The organism is Agrilactobacillus yilanensis, from assembly GCF_003946725.1.
Lineage (GTDB): Bacteria > Bacillota > Bacilli > Lactobacillales > Lactobacillaceae > Agrilactobacillus > Agrilactobacillus yilanensis.
Map to the genome: position 1 here is coordinate 22,281 of NZ_RHOY01000003.1, position 21,083 is coordinate 43,363.

Genomic DNA, 21,083 nt, shown 5'->3' on the forward strand with positions numbered 1-21,083 from the left:
AATTAACAAATATGTGACCGCGTTATAGCAAAAAAGATTATACACTGGAAATCTCAAGAGTGCTATTTTTGACTGTCGATGATCGATTCACGAGTTTCCTTTTCCATTTTGTCGAGGTACTCGGTCACATACCGCCGATCAAGTATATGCGCGACATCACGGAAATGGTCATTGGTCCACATGTACATCTGAATGATTTGATCTAGAGTAGCACGCTCCAGCTTCTCATCTCCGGCTTTTCGAGCGAGTTCTGCTTCCGCAAACATCTTTTGAACCATTTCGACGTGATCGACCAAACCATTAACAGAATGGTCTTGGTGTTCGAGCTTCTCTGACTGCCAGCTGCGCCAGTCCGCCTCGTTGAGGTACAGATCATTGGGTGTGACTTGCAAAGCCTCACACAGCTGCATAATGGCCTTTGCGGACGGTGCCGAGATCGCCCGCTCAAATTTAGACACGCTTTGTTCGATGCTGCCCATCGCATCAGCAAGGTCTTTTTGCGTCATGCCGCGTTCCATACGAATGCGCTTGATATTTCTAGCGAGCTTCTTGTCGATACCTTCTTCACTTTTTCCAAACATGGGTTGATTTCTCCTTTGTGTGGCCTTACTTGAAGCTTAATGAAACTCATTGAAAGTGTCAAGAAAGAATTAAACGAAACCTGTTTGTAATCTACCCAAAGAGGTTGATAAGTCTCTCGGAGGATGGTATGATTCAGCCATGGCAGATTATAAACCCATACCTGTTAAATCCAAACCAAAAGAGGTGATTATATGTTAGTCGACAAGAAGATGCTCATGCAGTTAGGATTTTCCGGTTACAAAGCCGGTCAGATTATCCATCAATGCAAAGTGAACTTGGTCGCAGACGGTCACTGCTTCTATGCAAACCGCAAGTGCGGTCAAGTCCCACTCCACGCTATCGTCAGTCTGTTAGGCTTCAATCCATTTGAAGATCTGGCAATGGTCACGTAACACCACGCCGCCGCGCGCGGCGTGCAGCGCGAAAGCCGCTAGCGCGAGCGGCGGCGGTCGGCGTTAGCCGGCCGCCCAAGCCCCCATATTCTAACAGGGGGGCACAAAATGACAAGAACAATACGAAACGAGGCAGAAAATACAAGTGATTCGCCGCTATGCACGGCAATCTGCTGTTCGCAGACGGCGAAATCAGAGCACACGAGGTGAACAATGGATAAAACAATGATGAATGGCCGTGATCATACCGGGCACGGCTGGTTGGCAGAATTTCGTCGACAAATGACAGATGCTGGTATCAACCAAACGCAACTTGCGGCACAATTAGGCGTGACGCGGTCTTACGTCAATCGGCTACTAAATGGACACAGCGCAATTAGAGATGAGATGCAACGACGCTTGGGTCACGCGCTCCTCGGCCTAACCAATCGCGATTCGATGTTTATCTTAGTCGATTACGTGCGAGTACGGTTCAATACGCAAGACGCCGAGTATGTGTTCAAGAAGCTTTTTCCAATGAACAGGGACTTCTTCTCCTTAACTGAAAAGGCATTTTATGGGTTCGACTACACGATTCAGCGTGGCGATATCTCAATCATGAGTACGCGTTCAGGTGGTCCGAACGCCTATCTGGGAACGATGGTCGAAATGCATGGCTCAGGTTGCCGTCAACTGGAGGCGGTGCTTGTCCGAGATGGGCTGACTTGGTTTGATTTCTTTGAGGCCTGTGATGACCTGACTGGTATCTACAAACGCGTTGACTTCGCCATCAATGACACCGTCGGGATTATCGACATTCCCCACTTGATTCAAAAAGTCGAAAAAGAAGAGCTAGTGAGCTTGTTCAAGAGTAAAGGCGCAATCGAAACCATTAAGAAAGGTTGCGTTGGTAAAACAGTTCAATTCGGTTCACCGCAAAGTCTGGTGCAAATGATTGGGTATCAAAAGGACATCGAGCAATATTTCAAAAATAAAATCGACTGGCCTGAAGATTCTCCAATCCTCAATCGCTTTGAAGTCCGACTTCGCGATCAACGTGCCCAAAAAGCGATGAAAGAACTACTAGCCTGTCAAGATGCCGAGGCGGTCGTCTTCGGGATCATCAACCACTACTTGCGGGTCGTAACGCCACAAGGTTCAAAAAAATTGGCTGATTGTCCACTGGACCCAGGCTGGCAAACCTTTATCGGCGACAACCGCAATCACTTGAAGCTCGCCATGCAGCCAGAACCAATCACGTTAGACAGCGTGCTGAACTGGCTAACCAAGCAAGTCGCACCCAGTCTGAAAATGGTTCAGCAAGTCGATTCGCTCAACGGCACCGATATGATCGCGGACATGATCAACGAGGCGGAATTATCGCCGCAACAAAAAACCCTACTCAAGGAGGTACTCGAACAAGCGCAACATGAAGACGAAAAAAAACAAAGCAACGAATGAACGTGATTGCACGCACCCGATACTTTGCCCTAGACAAGCCAAGTATATCATGGTCAACGACCAAAGCAAGCGTGCCTTCAATTATTTGGAGGTATGAAATGAGCATTACCCAAGCACCTAATGGCACCTATGTTGTCAGTGTCTCCTTTGGCACTGATCCTGTCACCGGGAAGCGTCGCCGCAAAAAGAAACAAGGGATTCATTCAATGGCGGCTGCCCGCGAAGTTGAAAAGGAGATGATGCGCACTAGCGTCGACCGGCTGTTCAACCAAGAAACGGTCACCTTCGACGAATTGTTCGATCGGTACGTGAACCGCGTGAAGATCCATATTAAGCCGTCCTACTTGCAGTCACAGCGTGCCGTATACAAGCGCTATATCCAGACATTCTTCGTCAATGCCGATATTAAGCGCCTCACCAGCGAGCATATCCGCGACTTTCAAGAATGGCTTACCGAAGAACGCGATTTGAGTAACAACACCAACAACAAGACCCTGATTGAGTTGAAGCTGATCCTCGACGTTGCCGTTGAGGAGAAAGTGATTTTCGAAAATCCTTGTATTGGCGTGAAGAAGCTTAAAATTGAACGCAAGAAAATGGAATTTTACACGCCTGATGAATTTCACGCGTTTACCAAGCTGATTCATCTGCCAGAGGAATTCGACTGGTATGTGTTGTTCTCGCTACTGTTCTTCTCCGGCTTGCGGGTCGGCGAACTTTGCGCGCTGGATTGGTCGGATCTCGACTTCAAACGCAAAGAGCTGACTGTCAGCAAGTCTTTGTTCCGGCGCGGCGGTGTGGATATCATTACGCCACCTAAGTCTAAGGCCAGCAATCGCCGCATCAGCCTAAACCAAGGCATGATCGCCTTGCTGCTGCAATGGCGTGAACAGCAAAAGGAACTCTTTAAGCACGACTTAGCCCTCGACTGGAGCGAAGATACACCAATGTTCCAGGCGACGCTGATACGGCGTAACAAGCACACGATCCGCATGCGCTACAAACGTATCTGCAAGCGTGACCCGACAATCAAGCAGATACGCATTCATGACTTTCGGCACTCGCACGTCGCCTTGCTGATCGACCAGGAAACAGAGTACACAATCATCAAGGAACGACTGGGGCATGCCAGCATTGTCACAACGATTGACACTTACGGGCATCTTTTTCCAAACAAGCAACGCGAAACGGCCGATGCCCTCGATAAATTCTTCTAAGAGAAAGGTTTGATCATATGAAATTCCGAACACGTTTGCCGCCAAAAACGGCGGTCTGATTTTTCGAACTGGTACTGCACTGGTACTGGAAGGCCGATTTTGGCCCAAACAAACGTTTGAAAGCAACAAAAAACCGCAACCCCGAAAGACTGCGGAACGCTGACATATCAACGTTTATGAAGGAGAGTACGAGATTCGAACTCGTGCGCCGGTATTAGCCGGTTCGACGGATTTCGAGTCCGGTGCATTACCACTCTGCCAACTCTCCGAAACCTTAACTAGTATAGCAAAAAAATAGACTTATGAAAAGAGTTAATAGAAAACCCAATTTGATGAAATAAAGAATATAATTTATGTTTTTGAAAACTTATACTAGTTTTAAATAATCATGTATAAAATTACCTTATCATTTTATAAAAATGTCACTTTTGTATTTAAATGGCAAGTTTCTTCTATGATAAATATCGTTTCTATATTCCAATCACCAAACTATCTCTCGCTGCTTCTATAACGTCTATATTTATAGTATTAAGTTCATTGATTTCCAATATTCGATGAATCTGTGCAAACAATCTGTGCAATAAGTGGAAGTTTCCTTTAGTAATCTTTATAATGCTAGTGATCGCTTCATAATCAGATCCAGGTCGTGTGCTTTTTACACCACTCATATGATCAGTGAAAATTTTATCACGACCAAATTTATTTAAACTATCTTCTTGTGAATCTAAATTTTGTAATTCAGTGGAAACCCAGGCGTCTCCAATTTTCAAATAAAAATTTGGGCAGAAATCTTCTGATTTTAATCAGGGGAGGCATGCCTTGTTTCTTTTTGCGGCGGCGTGGTGTTACGTGGCCATTGCCAGATCTTCAAATGGATTGAAGCCTAACAAACTGACGATGGCGTGAAGTGGAACTTGACCGCACTTAGGATTTGCATAGAAGTAATGACCGTCTGCGACCAGGTTCAATTTGCATTGATGAATAATGCGGCCGGCTTTGTAACCGGAAAAGCCAAGCTGCATGAGCCTCTTTTTGTCGACTAACAGGTAATCCCCTCTTTTGGTTTGCATTTAACAGGTATGGGTTTATAATCTGCCTATCTCCGTATTGATGATAGACAGAATCCTAAAACAGTCTGACATTAATTTGGATGTAAAGGAGTCAGATTATGACAAACAAAACATCTTACTTTATTGGCGAGTTTGCTGAACAGACTGGCCTAACCATTGATACATTACGGTATTATGAAAAAGAAGGCCTGCTTGAGCCTCAGCGTGACATAAATGGCCGCCGCCAATTTACTGAAACTGATCGTCGCTGGTGTGAATTCATCAAGCGAATCAAGGCAACGGGTATGCCTCTGCGTATCATTAAGCAGTATTCCGAGCTTCGACACCAAGGAAATAAAACTATCGATGAACGCGTGGATCTATTAAATACACAACGGCAACTTTTGGAGACCCAACGCGCCGAAATTGATGCACATATCGCTTTCCTTGATGAAAAGATGGCAACATACGCCGAGATGAAAAAAAAATCTGAACAATGCAATAAAAACGCTTGACATGGAGTTAACTCCAGCATTTAAGCTTCAACTATCCTAAGAAAAGGAAGTTGATCTTATGTCCGAAGAAACAAGGCTACAAATTGGTAAAGAGGCACTAGCACAAGTCGATGGTAGCGCAGCAGATAGTGTGATGCACTCGCTTGAGACGATTGCACCTGATGTCGGTAAATATATCTTAGAATTCGCGTTTGGCGATATCTACACACGCCCGGTACTAGACCTAAAACAGCGCGAGATGATCACCATTACTGCTCTGTTGATTCAAGGCGATACCGCACCCCAGCTCAATGTCCACATCAACGGCGCGTTGAACGTCGGTCTTACGAAAGAGGAGATCAGTGAAACCTTCATCCAGTGCATTCCCTATATCGGTTTTCCTAAAGTGCTAAATGCTTTGAGTGTCGCCAAACAGATTTTTGTAAATCGATAGACGGTAAATTATGCAAAATGTCCACAGAGACAGTCGTCACGGCTGTATTCTCTGTGGACGTTTTGCTTTCAGTACGCTAGTAGCAGTCGGCCTTGGACATGATCGCTTTTGACCCGGTTTTGTGCGACTGCAATATTCTGAAATGGCACAATCGAATCGATGTGAGCTTGGAGACTTCCAATACTAAGTAACTTTAATAGTTTCGTATATCCATGCAGCCCTATCGACGCATTTGAAAATCTAAACGACTGGTTGCTTTTTCCAGCCGGGAATTTCTGCGTCGACAGTGAGAGCATGTTATAGCCTCCCAGATGAGCAGACAAATCGCTCAACAGAATATTTGACCCAACTGTATCCACGATTTTAGTCGGTTGAGAGATCGCGCTTAGTTGCCGTGCTAGTAGTTTTGTATAATCCACGATCTCATCGGCCCCAAGGCGCTTGCAAAACTCGATGTTACCGGGGGATGTTACCGCGATGACATGGGCGTCACATAGCTTCAAAAGCTGAATCAGATAGCTACCCACCCCTCCCGAGGCGCCGGTAACAAGTACGACGTCGCCGCTTGTAACATTCAGTTCATCGACTGCCATGAGTGCAGCATCTGCGCCACCAATTACCGTTGCTGCAACATCTAATCCAACATTGACTGGTAGCTTAAACAAAGTGGGTGGTATATTGTTCGCGATGAATTCTTGCGCTGCACCACTCGGACTGACCCCCAGCACTGGCTGACCAACTAAACTTGCTGATCGAAGCGCCCCAACAGCCGTGACAATGCCAGTAAAGCCGTAACCGACCGTGATGGGCAGTCTGACGGGACGAATATTCTTGAGTTGTCCTTCTTCTGTCAAAATATCGTAAGGCAATACTGGTGTGTATTTGGTTTGGACTAACGCCGTCATCGGGGTAAGTGTGGGCTCGAGTTGATCAGTGACTTGTAACCCACTGATTCCAGAGTAATCGGTTTGTTTGACAGCCTTCATAGGCGTTCCTCGATATCCGCAGACCATCTTTCGGCAAAGACGACAAGCGCCCTAAGATTCGTCAACAACGCGTGCTTCGCGATTGGTCGAAGCAACGAAAGCGGCAGGTGTGGTAGGTTGTTTTTGTCAATCAACACACGTTGGTCAAGGACGGCGGTACTTGCAGCGGTATGAACGGTGAACTGCACTTGATAGCTTAGACGATTGCCTTGGATGTCATAAATAATGGTGTCAGCGATCTGTCTGACGGTTAGTCTTTCGGTGGTGTTGATTGCTGCTTGGTTCCTGACGATGGTAAACGCTTGATTTTCGCCAGTGGGTTCTAGGCGGCGCACTTCATTATCCCATTTTGTGAGCAGGCGTGGCTTGCCCAAAATGTTCAGAATATCGTTGGTGCTGGCACTGCTGGTGATTGTGTTATCAAAAAAGTCTTGCATATACTTATCACTCCTCATTAAGAATGACTTCAGCATATCCAAGACCATGAAATTTGGAAAATCAGAATACTGATATTTAGATTTTATAGACTTGCTCATTGAATAAGCCTGCCAAAAACGTTGATCGCGCAGCGGCCTCGGTGCGCTTGTCAGCCTGGCCCAATCGCTCGGCAATCGTCGCAATCAGGTAATAACTATTCGCCAACATATAGTGGGATTCGTGGCTGGTAGTAAACTCAATACCATTGAGCACTGTAGTGAAAGCCATCTGTTCATTTCCAAGCAGATGATGTGCAAGTGCAACCAGATAGAACACAATATTTAAGTTTTCATCGTATGGATCTGACTCAATCTTGTCCAGTGCCGCCTCACATGTCACCAAGGCGACGTCTGAATGGTTCGCTTTGGCTGCAATGCAAGCCAACGTTGCTTGTGTAAGTCGAGTGAGTGCCGTTTGGCGTGGCGTGGCGCTGGCCAATGATAATTGTAATGTCCGATTGACCGTGGCCAGATCAGGTTCTGAAGTTGCTTGCAGTTGTGCAACCCCTAAGTAATAGTAATACGATTGCGTCTGCGCATCATCGTCAACAGACTGGATGACCTGCTCATCTAAAAGAAATGCAAGAAGTGCTTTATATTGATGCTGATTACACAAAGCCGCTAGTTTATCATTGAGCGGCTGGGACACGCTAATGGCATAATTGGTCGCAAGGCTGATGGTATCTAGAGAAATTTTTAGACGCTTGCACAGTGCAATCAGGAGTTGCGCGTTTGGCGTGTAGTGATCGTTCTCAATCGCAGAGAGCATCGATTGAGAGCAAATGTTAGTGGCCACTTGAATTTGTGACTGGTTGATTGCTTTACGTTGAGATTTTAAAATACTACCAATTGTCTCAGTCATAGCGGCATTCTCCTATTTTTTAAGCTCATTTTTTCTGTCAGTAATAAGTTTTTCCAGTTCTTCTAAATCGTCCATATCTGCTAAGTCCCGAATAAATTTTCTCGAATAGGAACGGTAACGATAGATCCTTTTCTTGTCCTGATTTTGATCGTCCCATTTTTTATTTGCTTTTTTTCTTGCATCGCTTAACGCCATTTAAACCACCACACTAACGCTAATATAATTAATACGGCTATCAGAGCTTCTATTTTTTCTTTGGTCGTTTTTTTCCGGACGCTCATCTTAGTAAGACCATTTTTAGATTTATATAGTAACACCACACCAGCCCCCGTTTCTGTGATATAATAAAAATACCAAGGAAGGATAAGTCATTACCTTATCCTTCACCCACTTAAGTGTTAAGATTTAAGTGGAATTTCTAACACAAGCATAAAAGCTATGATTCCAAGGTCTATTTTGAAGGTTAGCCTTGTTAATTGTAGCTTTTTCTTATGCCGAGGACGGTACATACTGCTCACCTCTTCCTTGGTACATCCATTATAATACACGTTATTAACGTAAAAACCAACTTAATCCCCAAATTTTACAATAATATTGTCTGTCCATGACAAAATTATGACAAAATTAAAATATTCTAGTTGCCTGTCATATCAAGGTTCAGCCCCTGATTGTTACTAGAATCAAAGCGCAATGATACAATTTCAAATCATTTATTGTTATAATACCTGTAGTCGTTTATAAATTTAAGACAATAAACCATATAAAATCACTGTTTTTTTAAAAACACGATAATTTTATATTTAAACTAATAAAGCTACATAATATGATTGGGGTATTTTTATGCACTTGTCCATTAAGAAACTACCGGCGCTGTTTGATTTAGTATTTTTATTTATTACTTTTTTAGAAATTATTGCTCTATTTTTCCTCTGTGTCTCTTCCCAGGATATGACACTCCAAAACTTTTTTACACTTTATGGCACCGTCGCCGGGAAAATTTTCTGGATCTTTCTAGTAGGCATTTTATTGCACATTATATCCTATGTAAAATCACTAGATAACAACTGGCTATTATTCGCAAATATCTGCGGCATCTTCGCCTACCTGACTTTTTGGATTTTGCCAAATTATTTTCCAATCGCCGTCATCTTATTATGGCTTTCTATTTATAATTTAATGTCCCATGCCAAACCTAATTCGTCACATCCATAAAGGAGCTTCTTCATGTCATTAAATGATTTTATCGCTAAGGCACAAACATTTAATACTGCCGAACAGGCTGTTTTATATTTTATCATCATTGCACTCGCTTTGATGCTCTTAGAGCCGCTCTTTGCTTTTTTTGTCGTAACTATGAAAAAAAAGGAACTGGAACGTCATAAAAAACGTACTGAAGCACATAAACCGACCCCTAAAAAAATAGATCTTCACTAAATTACAAACTCAAAAATACCGATCTCCAGAAATTAGTTTAAACCCTAATTTTTGAGGATCGGTATTTTTATTTATAAATGCCTACTTTAATATCCTAATATTAAGCTATAAGCATAAGAAAAGAGACAGAATTATTGCACACTGTCTCAAAAATTAAAGCAAAATATACCAATCGTTTTTTCTACTTACCCCACAAAAAATTAATTAAATGACGGTTCACTTTTTGATTATGCTTATGCAAAGCACTATGCTGGGCCCGCCTACCAGTGATTTCAACTTGAGTGTAAGATTGAGCCTGTTGCTGGATCAAACTCTCCAGCGCCGTGGCTGAAACCACACTAACCGTTGAATCCGAATGCGTGCCATCCTTCAAATCACCATAAATATTTAAAACCGGTACATTTTTAGGAAAATTATACCGCTGTCGTTTAATTTGTTGGAACAAAGCAGACTGATAATACGGTTCTCTTGTACCCTTTACAAAATAATTCTGATTCACCGCATCATCCCAACCTAAAATACCCGCAAATGGCCCGGCAATTGTCACCAATTTCTTCATTTTAGGATATTGCGACCCATCATGTTTGGCCGTGGCGTACAACACCCAAGCCACCGCCCCCATAGAATGGCCCACCGCATTATAATTTTGCACCTGATACTTGCGTTTTAAAAGCGGCATAATTTGATTTAACCAATTCGCATACGCCCGCTCGCCAGCCGTATTATCTTTAAATACTACAGCAATCAATGGATTTTTCATCCGCTGATTTAAATGCCCTTTAAAATGAATCTGGCCTTTCTTATCTACAATCACCGTCAGCTGATGACGACCAATTTTAGCCGTCTGAATATCCGCCATCATCTCTGCTTCAGAATGTAAATTGCCCCGATAACCATGGACAAAAATCGTTGGCGTTGAGGTAAACGTATATTTAGATTTTAATATTTTTTGCTGCTGCGCATGATAGCCAAAAATGCCAACTACCACCACTAAACCTACAATTAGTAATCCCCATAACCACTTTTTATGTTTCAATCCTACCATTTTATTTATCCTTAATAATTAAAAATTAATTTTTGATATTGCCGATCCGCATAGTACGCCTTTACCCATTGGCCAAAAATCACTGCCATTAACGGCAAAATAATGCCAGCAGCGCTCAACACTGCCCACGTCTGGAAATCGCCCTTTTTTAGTAAAAAGAACAACGCCTTATGGGCAAACATAATCGCCATCGTATGTTGACCAATTAATTCAAGTGTTGCATGGACCCCCGTAAATTGCAACCAATAAGCAAGCGCCAGGGCCGCAAAACAGCAAACTAGCGGCACAATCATCGCAAACCAGCCATTGGTAATATTATGTGACTTCATATAAATCGTCTGATCAATCGCCCCTAACCCCTGTAAAGCAATAAAAAAAGTCGCCAAACTAAGCGTCACACCCAAAAATAACCGCTGCTTCAGCACCCGTTTTAAATATTTAAAACTAAATTGGCCAATCCACATATAAAAAATAGCCATCAGCGCCACGTCCGCATTCCACGGTAACGGCCGTCCTAGGGTGCTCTCAGCACTCTTATACGCCGTTCCTAAAATGAATAGTCCGGTGACAAGGCCAAATTGCAGCCAGCGCCAGGGTATATAAGTAATGATTATCGTCACCGCCATCAGCGCTAAAATATAAACTGAAACAAACCAAAAAACACTGGTGTACCCCGTTAAAATATCGCCGCCATAAAGTAATTTTAAGAAATAATTCAGCAAATAACTGAAACTTTGCCCTTCGATAATAAAATTAGCTAAAATTACCAAACTACCGGCAATTAAATAATCTCGCAGTAGCGGCCAAACTTTTGTTTTAAGAAAAACACTAAAACGTTCATCCTTTTGATGCAGCGATTTTAAAAAGAAACCACCAATCAAGAAAAATAAGGGCATGTGCCACCAATAAGTCGTTTTATAAAAAGTATCTTTTAAAGGATACGCGTGATTAATCACTACCAAAATAATACCGATTGCCTTTGCAATATCAATCCAGGCCACTCTTTTGGTTAATCTTAAGTCCGTGCGTTCAAACAATTTCATGAATAAAAAGCCCCTTTATCAATGTCACCAATTTAATAGACCTATGGTTTCAAAGCTTAAAGGGGGAATATGAAATAATTATTAATATTTTATCTTTTTTTATAGATAATGATTGGAAAATTAATATTGCATTAGCGTGAACATATCATAATCTTTGATCTTTTCCCGACCATGTAAATCTTTTAGTTCAATTAAAAAGGCAGTACCGACAACAATGCCGCCTAATTTTTCCACTAATTCAATCGTTGCTGCAATCGTACCGCCAGTGGCCATCAAATCGTCCACAACAAGTACTTTTTGGCCAGGTTTAACCGCATCTTCATGCATATAAAGTGCTGCTTGGCCATATTCTAAATCATAATTTACGGAAACTGTTTCTCGAGGCAGTTTGCCCTTTTTACGGGCTGGGGCAAAACCCACCCCTAATTTATAAGCCACAGGACAGCCAACAATGAATCCCCGGGCTTCAGGACCGCAAATCATTTCAGCCCCTTTGCTTTTCGCATAAGTTACAATTTCATCTGTCGCACAGGCGTAAGCTGCGCCATTTTCCATTAATGGTGAAATATCCCGGAAAATAACACCCTTCTCCGGAAAATCTGGTACGTCGGCAATATAATCTTTGTAATTAATTGACATATTTTTCTTCCTTTATTGAGTCACATTTAATAGGCGTTGCTGTAATTGCTGATTTAAACTTTCATTAGACTGACTGTCAATGGTCTGTTCCACCTCTAGCCGTTGCTGCACCGTTTTAAAAATCGGCGCCGTTGTTAAGTCTTTTTTTGTAGAAATATCCGCAATATTCAAAACGCCCTGTTCTATTTTAACAAATCCCAACTGTAAAAACACCTTAAAAATAAAACGCAACTGCGCCGGCGGTAATTGCAGATATTGGGCGATCGCAGCCGCCTGGGCCACTTGCAAATCCGGATGCTTCTCAAAATAAATCAACGCCTTTGAAAAAGCCTGGCGGTTGGGCAACTGAAAGTTTAACGGCTTAGCATTAAAAAAGGCAAAAATAATCTCTACCGCCTTTTGCTGCGACAAAAAGAAATTTAACTGCTCAAAATTATCTGGCTGATCCACCACAATAATCTTTTCAGCCGTCGTCACCGCCTCATCATAAAACAGCGCCAGCGTCTTCTGCTGCCCCACCGGATTATGCTTAATCTTCTCCAGATACGGCGCCTTAAAGAACACATACAAACAATCCCGCTTAAAAAGCCCCGTCGTCAATTGCTGCTGCTTAAACACTTGAATCTTAGGCGCCTTAACCGCCTGGATCGGCTTAGCCTCAGCGGATGCCTGCTGATGAATATCCGTCAACATAAATTGCAACGTGGTCTGCTGGTTATAATAATTCAAATTTAGCGTGCCAATCATATCAACCAACGCCTTTGACTGACTCAGCGGTGCCGCCCAATCGCCGAAGCCAAAACCCACCGCGGTCAGCTTTTGATGGTCACTATTTAATTGCAACCGCAAATGTTGTTTTTGCTGGCCCATCGTTTTGGCAGCAGCCACCGTCAAATCTGAAACTTGAAAAATTGGCTGCGGATTATCCGTACCAAAGGGGGCCAATTGCTGCAGTTCTTGATAATAATCAACCGTGCAGTCTTTTGACTGCAACTGCAAATCCACTGTTTTTTCAGGTTGCGCCAACACTTCAAACTGTTGGTCAGCCGCATATTGTTCCATAGCAGCGTGGACTTTATCAATATTTTCAACGGGTAACGTTAACCCTAAGGCCATGCTATGACCGCCAAAATGCGTCATCAGCTCTTTTTGTGCTTTTAAACTATTAAACAAATGAAAATCGGGTACACTCCGGCCAGAACCTTTGGCCAGCCCAGTTTCCGGATCAATACTTAAAATAATTGTTGGTTTCCCGGTTTGCCCGACAATGTGGCTGGCGACAATACCTAAAACCCCTTCATGCCAACCTTCATGGGCAATGATGAGCGTTTTAGCCGCCTGGTTTTCAGGCGTGGTGGCCATTGTTTTAGCTGCTGCCACAATTTTTGCCACAAGCTGTTGTCGTTTTTCATTGGTACTTTGCGTTTGCGTCACTAATGTCTGGGCTTTAGCTTCATCTAAAGTGGTGCTCAGCAAATCAACGCCTTCATTGGCATCCCCTAAGCGACCCAGGGCGTTTAACCGGGGCGCAATGGCAAACCCGATGGTCGTTTCATTAATCGTCTGCGGCGCTATTTTAGCAGCTTGATATAAGCCCTGTAAGCCCACCCGGCTAGTTTGCTGTAACACTTTTAGCCCATAAGTCACGATCAAGCGATTTTCATCGGTCAAACTGACTAAATCAGCCACCGTGCCTAAAGCAGCTAAATCTAATAAGTCCGTGGGCACTTCTTCTAATAAAGCGCTGGCAACTTTAAACGCAACCCCCGCCCCGGATAAATCTTTAAAAGGATAGTCACTACCAGGATAGCGGGGATGCACTACCGCAACCGCTTCCGGTAAGACCTCAGGCAGCTCATGGTGGTCGGTAACTACCACATCTACCCCTTGAGCTTGGGCATATTGAATTTCATCTTTACCGGTCACGCCATTATCGACGGTAATAATTAATTGCGCCCCCGTAGCAATCAAACGCTTATAGGCCGCTAAATTAGGGCCATAGCCATCGGTAAACCGATTGGGGATATACCAACTGGCACTGCCCCCCAGCATTTCAATGGCCTCTTTCATAATCGTCGTACTGGTCAGACCATCCACGTCGTAATCACCATAAATTACGATTTTTTCATCATTCAAAATAGCCTCTTGAATCCGTTCAATGGCTGCCGTCATATCATGTAATAAATAAGGATCATAAAACTGCTCAATCGTTGGATTTAAAAATTGCGTTATCTTCTCAGATGTATCAAAGCCCCGTTGCAATAACAACGCTACCGTGGGTTGGGTCAAACTCAGCTGTTCGCTCAGTTGCTTTATTTTAGTTGCATCTGGCAATGTCTTTAAGCGCCAAGTAAATTTTGATAACAATCGAATAACCTCCCCGAAACAAAAATACCTACAATCAAACATTATAACAGAAAAATTGAACCCATACGGATTATTCGAGGGCTATTAAATTACAGTTTAAATAAAAAAAGGTATAATAAACTTGCAATTTAATCACATATTTTTATGGAAGGGTCCCAATTACTTATGAATCAGCAAACGCCTTTACGTCATCATCACTATCCTGAAACTGAAACCGAATTTGAAGCAGAGTTAACGGCAACTGAGGCGAAATACGAAGCCCAATTAACCGCTGCTGAACAAAAAATTCAAGGTCAAATTGCCCGTTATTTGCTGTTTGGTGCGATTTCAGTGACCATTAACATTACGTTATTTTATCTTTTTTATCATACTTGGGGGATGGACTATCAGCTGGCTAATTTTATCGACTGGTTGATCAGCGTGCAGTGTTCTTTTTGGTTGGATCGGACTTTTGTTTTCAAACATAAATCCACCACTCCAATTCGCGAGATGGGGACATTTTATACAACCCGTGTGCTGACCTTTTTAATTGAAAGCGTGGTCTTATGGCTTGGTATTTCATTAATTGGTGCGAATGGTACGATCACAAAAGTCATTGGGCATACGGTTGCTTTAATCTTGAACTTCTTCTTATCCAAGAAAGTGGTCTTTAAAAATAAACCTACTCCTGGCGATTAAAGCCTAAAATAAAAAGTCTTCTTAAGCATCCGCTGCGCTAAAACGCCGGCAATACTTAAGAAGACTTTTTTATTCAAACATTGCTAAATTTTCTTTGGTCGCTTTTTCGGTCTGAACTAAATTACCTTGAACACACCAGCGGTTCACCCCGCCATCGGCACAAGTGATCAGCGTTAATAACTGCTGGCCGCTGACATCATTAATCAGCCAAACCGATTCTGGATCCACCACTTTTTTATAAGTAATTTTATATTGGTAAACATTCGTCAAATCTGTAATATACATCATCTGGCCTAACTGTGTCCGCTCTAACGGCGAAAACAAAGCCCCTTTATTTGTCATATAATGGCCGGCTAACGCATAATTGCCTTTGCCCATGACTTGATCGGATTTCATCGTTCCGCCGCCAGTACTTAAAGACGCTTCACTGAGGCCTTTAACAATCGGCAATTTTAAATTCACTGCTGGAATCGCTATTTTACCTAAAACATTGGCATCGTTTTGTAAAGACGTTTTCACCACTTGACTGGCATCAATTTCTTTAACTTTACCAAAATCAAAATCGCCATCTTTTAAATTATTTTGCTTAACCTGATCCTTCGTTAAATTTTCCATCTTTTGCTGGGCATTATGCTGCACTAAGTAGGCTTTAATCGGTTCATTAAAAATTAACGCTAAGCCAACAATCAAAACCAGGCCTAAAAAAATACCGCCCATGATTTTCCCGAATTTTTTCATCGTTTTACTTCCTTATATGCCTTTTAGAACTGCTATTCTTAAATTATCTAATAAATAATTTACAAAAGCAATCATTAGATTTAATCAGCGGTCTGTAAGATTAAAATTTCCCCACAATCAGCCCATTAACCCTTTAAATATAGTAAAATTGACGCTGTACAATTCAATTGAAGGTCGTGATATTTCATGTATGCTGTTACGCAAACAAAATTAACAGCGACTCAGCCCGCTGCCATTTTAGCCTTGGCAGCACAATTTACTGATTTTTTTGCTTTTGAAAATCCGCAGCAACCGACACAGCTATTTGGGTTTGAAGCCTTTTCTGAACAGGCGCCGACGAATTTGGCCACCGCCGTTTCAGAAATTGACACTTGGGCCCAAAGCTTGCGTTTAAATATACCCCAAGCGGCGCAGGAACATCTAAAGCTCATGGGGAGTTTTGCCTTTGAAGACCAGCCGACTGCCCAGACCAATATCTGGGGTGACTTTGCCAATGGGCGCTTTTTTTTGCCGAAATATACTTTAGAAAAAACGGCAGCGGACACCTATGATTTATTTGTCGTGGCAAACAGTCTGGCCCAAGCTCAAAAACAAGCCGCTCAGTTCAAACAAGCCTTAGCCCAGCAAGTACCGCTGGACTTAACGCCCAATGACAGCGTGCAACAGACAGAATTAGCCGTTAACGACTGGGCCCAAGCCGTTGGTCAAACCGTTGAAAAACTGCAGCAAGCTCAATTACAAAAAGTGGTTTTAGCACGGCCGCTAACGGTTGAAAGCAACCAAACTTTCAGCGCTGAAAAAGCTTGGCTTAACTTGCGGCATAAAAATCCGGAAACGTATCATGTTTTATACCGGCACCGACAATTAGGCTTTGTTAGCGCTACACCTGAACACTTAATTCGGTTTGATCATCAAAAATTTCATACTGTGGCGATTGCCGGAACTTGTCCCACCGGCAAAACCGCTGCTGAAACTGAGCAGTTAGGCACCGCTTTGTTAAATGATGCGAAAAATCGCCAAGAACAGCAGTTTGTGACCCAAACTATTATTCAAAATCTGCAAGCTTTACATGCAGAGATTCATTATTCTGAAACGCCGGATTTGTTAGTGAATAAAAATGTTCAGCATTTGGCCACGCCGATTTGGGGGCATCTAACCTCTAAAACCACACCATTTCAGCTCATTGCTACGTTACATCCCACACCGGCTTTAGGGGGCCTGCCCCGCAATCTAGCCCGTCAAACGATTGCCAACACTGAAATTTTAAGACGGGGGTTATTTGGTGGGCCCATCGGTTATTTAAATTTTGCGCAGCAAGGTGAATTTGTGGTGGGTATCCGCAGTGCCCTGCTGAATCAGAAAACAGCGACTTTATTTGCCGGCGCTGGGATTGTTAAGGATTCTGATCCTAAGCAAGAAGTGGTCGAAACCCGGCTCAAATTTCAGCCGATGCTTCAAAGTTTATTGGAAGGAAATTAAATGATGGTAACTTCAGAAACGCTACAATTAACAGGTTATGTTCAAACGATTATTGACAGTTTGGAACAGCAGCACTTAAAAAATATTGTGATTGCCCCGGGGTCACGTTCCACACCGGTGGCTTTATTATTGGCGCAAGCGGCTAAAACTAACGATTTTAAGCTGTATGTAGATGTGGATGAACGTTCGGCGGCTTTTTTTGCATTAGGTCTGACGAAAACCACCCATACCCCCACGTTATTGCTATGTACTTCCGGGACTGCGGCAGCAAATTTTTACCCGGCGATTATTGAGGCCCACTTGACCCATCAGCCGCTGATCATTTTAACAACCGATCGGCCGCCGGAATTAACCAATATTGGTGCCCCGCAGGCCATTGATCAAGATCATTTATACGGCGCCCATGTCAAACAATTCTTACAGCTGCCGTTACCGACAGACCGCCAAAGCGTTCTAGAATATGTAGCTTTTAGCGTTCAGCGGGCATATTTAGCCAGTCAGCAAGCGCCTAAAGGGCCGGTTCATTTAAATTTACCCCTGCGCAAACCTTTAATGCCGCTTTTAGGCACCGAAAAACACCCCATCGCCGTTGAGCCGATTCAACCCGCACCAACGGTAACCGCTTTGACCCCCACTGCTTTGACCCAGCTACAAAAAGCGCTTAAAAACCAGCGAATTTTGCTGGTGGCAGGTCCTGAAGAAACCGCCGATGACGGGCAGGCTTTATTAGCACTGGCTGAAAAAATGAATTGGCCGATTTTAACGGATCCGCTGCACCCATTGCGGGCCGTGCCCCATCCCTTGGTGCTGACTTGCGGGGATCGGCTATTAAAAGCGACGGCTTCAAATTTAACGCAACTTTATCCAGATATCATCATCCGCAGCGGGGCCACTCCAGTATCCGCCAGCTTGGCCAATTGGTTAAGCGCTTTTAAAGGCCCAATTTATAATTTAGATCCTAATGGCACTTTAACGGATGCGACTAAAGCCACCACCCATCAATTAGCCATCACACCAAATTGGCTTTATCAGCACTTAGCGCTGCCTTTAGCACCAAAACAGGCGGCTTTGACCACCCGTTGGCAAACTCTAGAGCAAGCCTATAAAACATTGGTGGCCCAAACTTTGGCAACAGCCACGCTAACGGAAGCCCATGTGCCTTATTTAATGGCCCAACACACTACCGGCCGGATTTTTGTCGGTAATTCCATGCCGATTCGTGATTTTGATGATTTTTACCAGCCTACGCAGCTTGCACCGCAACTTTACTGTAATCGCGGCGCAAACGGCATCGACGGTGTTAACTCTACGGCCTTAGGCATGAGTGCGGCCGATGAAAAGCCTAGTTATTTAGTGATTGGCGACTTGTCCTTTTTCCATGATATGAACGGGTTGATGTTGGCCAAACGCTATCCTTTAAATTTAACGATTATTGTTATTGATAATAATGGTGGGGGGATTTTCTCGTTTTTACCCCAGGCTCAGGCGACAGACTATTTTGAGACGTTATTTGGTACGCCCCAAGATTTGGATTTGGCGGCGGTGGCCCAATTGTATCAGGCGGTTTATGTGCATCCGAAAACGGTTGCGGCTTTAAAGATGGCTTTAGCGGCGCCGGTTAAGGGCTTACGACTCATCGAAATCACCACTGAACGCCAGGAAAATTTGAACAGTCATCAGCAATTTCAAACGGCGGTAGACCGCTTATTGGAGGCCCATTTTGCAGCTAAGCCTTCATAATCGTCATTATTTTTTTACAAAAACTGGGACAACCCAGCCAATTTGGCTATTACTCCATGGTTTTATGGGCAGTCATCAAGACTTTGAAAAACTCGCCCAGCAGCTGCCGGGGACGGTTATTTGTCCAGATCTATTAGGTCATGGCGCCACAACAGCACCGCTAACCCAGCCTTTTACAATGGCGCAGCAAGTTGCCGATTTGACCCAACTGCTGGACACTTTAGTGGGTTCCAAACCGGTGAACGTTGTCGGTTATTCCATGGGCGGCCGGATTGCTCTAGGGCTTAGCGTGCAGCAGCCCCAACGCATTCAGCGGCTCTATCTAGAAAGCAGCCGACCTGGCTTAGCCACGACAGCCCAACGCCAGCAACGGCAAATACACGATGCCCAATTGATTCAAAAACTTAAAACTGTAAGCTTGGCAGAATTTGTCGCCGATTGGGCAAATTTACCACTTTTTGACAGTCAAAAAGCACTGCCCGCTGCTATTTACCAACAAATTCAACGCCAACGTCGGCAACAAGATCCCCTAGCTTTAGCCAAAAGTCTGCAAGATTTAGGGACTGGCCGGCAGCCGAATTATTGGCCGAAATTAGCCCAATTACCTTGTCCGACAACGATTATTACCGGGGCGTTAGATCAGAAATTTACTAAAATTGGCCTAGAAATGGCCGCGTTAATCCCGAATAGCCAACACGTTGTGATTGCTAACGTGGGTCATAATACCCATTTAGAAGCCCCTGCCAAATTTTTGCAGATTCTGACTGCTGGAGGTGATTTTTCCCGTGGAACTCATTAGTCTCAAGCTCTTACCTTTGACGTTAACTTTAAAACAGCCCTTTACGTCTAATCACGATCAGCTGCGCCAGCGCCAGCTTACTTTGGTGCAATTAATCGACGATGCCCATAACCAAGCGATAGGTGAATTTGAAGCTTTTGACACCCCAACGTACACGGCTGAAACGCAACCCACCGGCCGTTTATTATTGGCACAACAACTTGGCCCTTTCTTAAAAAATAAAAAATTTGCGGATCCGGCGGCATTTAACCGGTTATTTGCAAATATTGTCGGCCAACCAATGGCGCTTGCTGCTCTAGAAATGCCGGTATGGCAACTATTTGCCAATCGTCTGCAATTAAGCTTGGCGGATTACTTAGCCCAACACGCCAAAACCCAAGTTCGATCTGTTTTGCCGGTTGGCATCAGCTTAGGGGTCATGCCTTGGCCGGATTTAAAACAACAGGCCCTACAAGCCGTGGCCCAAGGTTATCAACGGTTAAAGGTTAAAGTAGCCCGTCCCGCTGATTTTACAAAGATTGTCGCATTACGGCAGTTGTTACCGCAAATGCCGCTAATGGTGGATGGTAATTCAGCGTTTGGGCCTAAAGATTTAGCGGCTTTAAAAGCATTAGACCCTTTAAACTTGGCAATGATCGAACAACCCTTTGCCACAACCGATTTTGTTGACCATGCTTGGCTGCAGCAGCGCTTAACCACCCCTATTTGCTTGGATGAGCCTATTTTTACACTATCTGATGTCCAGACAGCCGCCCATTTAAAAAGTGCGTCAGTCATCAATTTAAAACCTGCACGCGTTGGCGGTTTTACAAAGGCTTTAGCAATTTTGCAGTATTGCCAGCAGCAGCACTTAACTTGTTGGATCGGCGGGATGGTGGAAAGCGATTTAGGCCGCTATTATAGTCAAAATTTAGCCCGCTTAGCCCCCTTTGTTTTCCCTGGTGATGTGGGCCCAGCAACACAATTTTTTAAGGAAAGTCTATGTCTCCAGCACCCCCAGCTCATTCAAGGGGCTTTAGATTTCACAGCCATGCCCCGTAGTTATCGCCAAGGTCCAATTTTGAAGCCAGAATTTCAAGCCGCCTTTAAACAGCAGCCTAATTTATTAAGTTAACATAATAAATGGACGCTAACCTAATTGTCTTTGACTTTTAGATTAACGTCCATTT

The 21,083-nt window shown here is 43.6% G+C and carries 22 protein-coding genes, 1 tRNA gene and 2 pseudogenes; 11 read left to right on the forward strand and 14 right to left on the reverse strand.

Annotated elements, in window-relative coordinates; all coding sequences use genetic code 11:
* Positions 1 to 62 precede the first annotated feature (62 nt).
* Positions 63 to 581: a helix-turn-helix domain-containing protein gene (locus EKM93_RS02985; protein WP_125712935.1), complete on the reverse strand. Its 519-nt coding sequence runs from the start codon at positions 579 to 581 to the stop codon at positions 63 to 65.
* A gap of 192 nt (positions 582 to 773) precedes the next feature.
* On the opposite strand from EKM93_RS02985, the gene EKM93_RS02990 reads away from it, so the two are divergent.
* From EKM93_RS02990 to EKM93_RS03000, 3 genes are all read left to right on the forward strand, one after another.
* Positions 774 to 974 (forward strand): DUF3173 family protein, encoded by a 201-nt coding sequence (locus tag EKM93_RS02990; protein WP_125712937.1) that lies wholly within the window; start codon positions 774 to 776, stop codon positions 972 to 974.
* Between the two features lie 213 nt (positions 975 to 1,187).
* On the forward strand, positions 1,188 to 2,414 hold the full coding sequence (locus EKM93_RS02995; protein ID WP_125712939.1) for a replication initiation factor domain-containing protein: 1,227 nt from the start codon (positions 1,188 to 1,190) through the stop codon (positions 2,412 to 2,414).
* A 98-nt stretch (positions 2,415 to 2,512) separates the two neighbouring features.
* A complete protein-coding gene (locus EKM93_RS03000; protein ID WP_164506972.1) occupies positions 2,513 to 3,631 on the forward strand; it encodes a tyrosine-type recombinase/integrase in 1,119 nt (372 codons plus the stop codon).
* 180 nt (positions 3,632 to 3,811) lie between these two features.
* On the opposite strand, the gene EKM93_RS03005 is transcribed toward EKM93_RS03000, so the two are convergent.
* From EKM93_RS03005 to EKM93_RS13785, 4 genes and pseudogenes are all read right to left on the reverse strand, one after another.
* Positions 3,812 to 3,899 (reverse strand) — tRNA-Ser (locus tag EKM93_RS03005).
* A 202-nt stretch (positions 3,900 to 4,101) separates the two neighbouring features.
* Positions 4,102 to 4,269: pseudogene (locus EKM93_RS13590) on the reverse strand (AAA family ATPase); the annotation flags it as partial.
* A pseudogene (locus EKM93_RS13595) lies at positions 4,270 to 4,401 on the reverse strand (recombinase family protein); the annotation flags it as partial. It lies immediately after the preceding pseudogene.
* A gap of 75 nt (positions 4,402 to 4,476) precedes the next feature.
* On the reverse strand, positions 4,477 to 4,701 hold the full coding sequence (locus EKM93_RS13785) for a DUF3173 family protein (RefSeq protein ID WP_125712945.1): 225 nt from the start codon (positions 4,699 to 4,701) through the stop codon (positions 4,477 to 4,479).
* A gap of 98 nt (positions 4,702 to 4,799) precedes the next feature.
* On the opposite strand from EKM93_RS13785, the gene EKM93_RS03020 reads away from it, so the two are divergent.
* Together EKM93_RS03020 and EKM93_RS03025 are read left to right on the forward strand one after the other, a co-directional pair.
* On the forward strand, positions 4,800 to 5,195 hold the full coding sequence (locus tag EKM93_RS03020) for a MerR family transcriptional regulator (protein WP_125712947.1): 396 nt from the start codon (positions 4,800 to 4,802) through the stop codon (positions 5,193 to 5,195).
* A gap of 58 nt (positions 5,196 to 5,253) precedes the next feature.
* Positions 5,254 to 5,628 carry a carboxymuconolactone decarboxylase family protein gene (locus tag EKM93_RS03025; RefSeq protein WP_125712949.1) on the forward strand — a complete coding sequence of 125 codons (375 nt, stop codon included), beginning with the start codon at positions 5,254 to 5,256 and terminating at the stop codon, positions 5,626 to 5,628.
* Positions 5,629 to 5,696: 68 nt separating this feature from the next.
* Here the strand turns inward: EKM93_RS03025 and EKM93_RS03030 are convergent, their stop codons facing one another.
* From EKM93_RS03030 to EKM93_RS03045, 4 genes are all read right to left on the reverse strand, one after another.
* Positions 5,697 to 6,614: an NADP-dependent oxidoreductase gene (locus EKM93_RS03030; protein WP_125712951.1), complete on the reverse strand. Its 918-nt coding sequence runs from the start codon at positions 6,612 to 6,614 to the stop codon at positions 5,697 to 5,699.
* Complete coding sequence (locus EKM93_RS03035; RefSeq protein WP_125712953.1) at positions 6,611 to 7,051, reverse strand: SRPBCC family protein; 441 nt, start codon at positions 7,049 to 7,051, stop codon at positions 6,611 to 6,613. Before EKM93_RS03035 ends, EKM93_RS03030 begins: the two co-directional genes overlap by 4 nt.
* Before the next feature lie 76 nt (positions 7,052 to 7,127).
* The gene (locus EKM93_RS03040) at positions 7,128 to 7,952 is read right to left on the reverse strand and encodes a helix-turn-helix domain-containing protein (protein WP_125712955.1); all 825 of its coding nucleotides are present in this window, start codon (positions 7,950 to 7,952) and stop codon (positions 7,128 to 7,130) included.
* Positions 7,953 to 7,964: 12 nt separating this feature from the next.
* On the reverse strand, positions 7,965 to 8,147 hold the full coding sequence (locus EKM93_RS03045) for a hypothetical protein (protein WP_125712957.1): 183 nt from the start codon (positions 8,145 to 8,147) through the stop codon (positions 7,965 to 7,967).
* Positions 8,148 to 9,176: 1,029 nt separating this feature from the next.
* On the opposite strand from EKM93_RS03045, the gene EKM93_RS03055 reads away from it, so the two are divergent.
* Positions 9,177 to 9,386 (forward strand): hypothetical protein, encoded by a 210-nt coding sequence (locus EKM93_RS03055; RefSeq protein ID WP_125712961.1) that lies wholly within the window; start codon positions 9,177 to 9,179, stop codon positions 9,384 to 9,386.
* Between the two features lie 181 nt (positions 9,387 to 9,567).
* On the opposite strand, the gene EKM93_RS03060 is transcribed toward EKM93_RS03055, so the two are convergent.
* The 4 genes from EKM93_RS03060 to recJ form a co-directional block, all read right to left on the reverse strand.
* Positions 9,568 to 10,431 carry an alpha/beta hydrolase gene (locus EKM93_RS03060; protein ID WP_125712963.1) on the reverse strand — a complete coding sequence of 288 codons (864 nt, stop codon included), beginning with the start codon at positions 10,429 to 10,431 and terminating at the stop codon, positions 9,568 to 9,570.
* A gap of 11 nt (positions 10,432 to 10,442) precedes the next feature.
* Positions 10,443 to 11,474 (reverse strand): acyltransferase family protein, encoded by a 1,032-nt coding sequence (locus tag EKM93_RS03065; protein WP_125712965.1) that lies wholly within the window; start codon positions 11,472 to 11,474, stop codon positions 10,443 to 10,445.
* A 120-nt stretch (positions 11,475 to 11,594) separates the two neighbouring features.
* Positions 11,595 to 12,113, reverse strand: a complete 519-nt coding sequence (locus tag EKM93_RS03070; protein WP_125712967.1) for an adenine phosphoribosyltransferase — start codon at positions 12,111 to 12,113, stop codon at positions 11,595 to 11,597.
* A 12-nt stretch (positions 12,114 to 12,125) separates the two neighbouring features.
* Positions 12,126 to 14,480 (reverse strand): single-stranded-DNA-specific exonuclease RecJ, encoded by a 2,355-nt coding sequence (gene recJ, locus EKM93_RS03075; RefSeq protein WP_164506974.1) that lies wholly within the window; start codon positions 14,478 to 14,480, stop codon positions 12,126 to 12,128.
* A gap of 165 nt (positions 14,481 to 14,645) precedes the next feature.
* On the opposite strand from recJ, the gene EKM93_RS03080 reads away from it, so the two are divergent.
* Positions 14,646 to 15,158 (forward strand): GtrA family protein, encoded by a 513-nt coding sequence (locus tag EKM93_RS03080; RefSeq protein WP_125712971.1) that lies wholly within the window; start codon positions 14,646 to 14,648, stop codon positions 15,156 to 15,158.
* A gap of 69 nt (positions 15,159 to 15,227) precedes the next feature.
* Here EKM93_RS03080 and EKM93_RS03085 read toward each other — a convergent pair whose 3' ends face one another.
* The gene (locus tag EKM93_RS03085) at positions 15,228 to 15,896 is read right to left on the reverse strand and encodes a class A sortase (RefSeq protein ID WP_125712973.1); all 669 of its coding nucleotides are present in this window, start codon (positions 15,894 to 15,896) and stop codon (positions 15,228 to 15,230) included.
* 186 nt (positions 15,897 to 16,082) lie between these two features.
* On the opposite strand from EKM93_RS03085, the gene EKM93_RS03090 reads away from it, so the two are divergent.
* Genes EKM93_RS03090 through menC form a run of 4 tightly spaced genes read left to right on the forward strand, consistent with a single transcriptional unit; the run spans position 16,083 to position 21,028 of the window.
* A complete protein-coding gene (locus tag EKM93_RS03090) occupies positions 16,083 to 17,375 on the forward strand; it encodes an isochorismate synthase (RefSeq protein WP_125712975.1) in 1,293 nt (430 codons plus the stop codon).
* The gene (gene menD / locus EKM93_RS03095; protein WP_125712977.1) at positions 17,376 to 19,115 is read left to right on the forward strand and encodes a 2-succinyl-5-enolpyruvyl-6-hydroxy-3-cyclohexene-1-carboxylic-acid synthase; all 1,740 of its coding nucleotides are present in this window, start codon (positions 17,376 to 17,378) and stop codon (positions 19,113 to 19,115) included.
* A complete protein-coding gene (gene menH / locus EKM93_RS03100; protein WP_125712979.1) occupies positions 19,096 to 19,914 on the forward strand; it encodes a 2-succinyl-6-hydroxy-2,4-cyclohexadiene-1-carboxylate synthase in 819 nt (272 codons plus the stop codon). Before menD ends, menH begins: the two co-directional genes overlap by 20 nt.
* Positions 19,901 to 21,028 (forward strand): o-succinylbenzoate synthase, encoded by a 1,128-nt coding sequence (gene menC / locus EKM93_RS03105; protein ID WP_164506975.1) that lies wholly within the window; start codon positions 19,901 to 19,903, stop codon positions 21,026 to 21,028. The genes menH and menC overlap by 14 nt, the downstream gene beginning before the upstream one ends.
* Positions 21,029 to 21,083 lie beyond the last annotated feature (55 nt).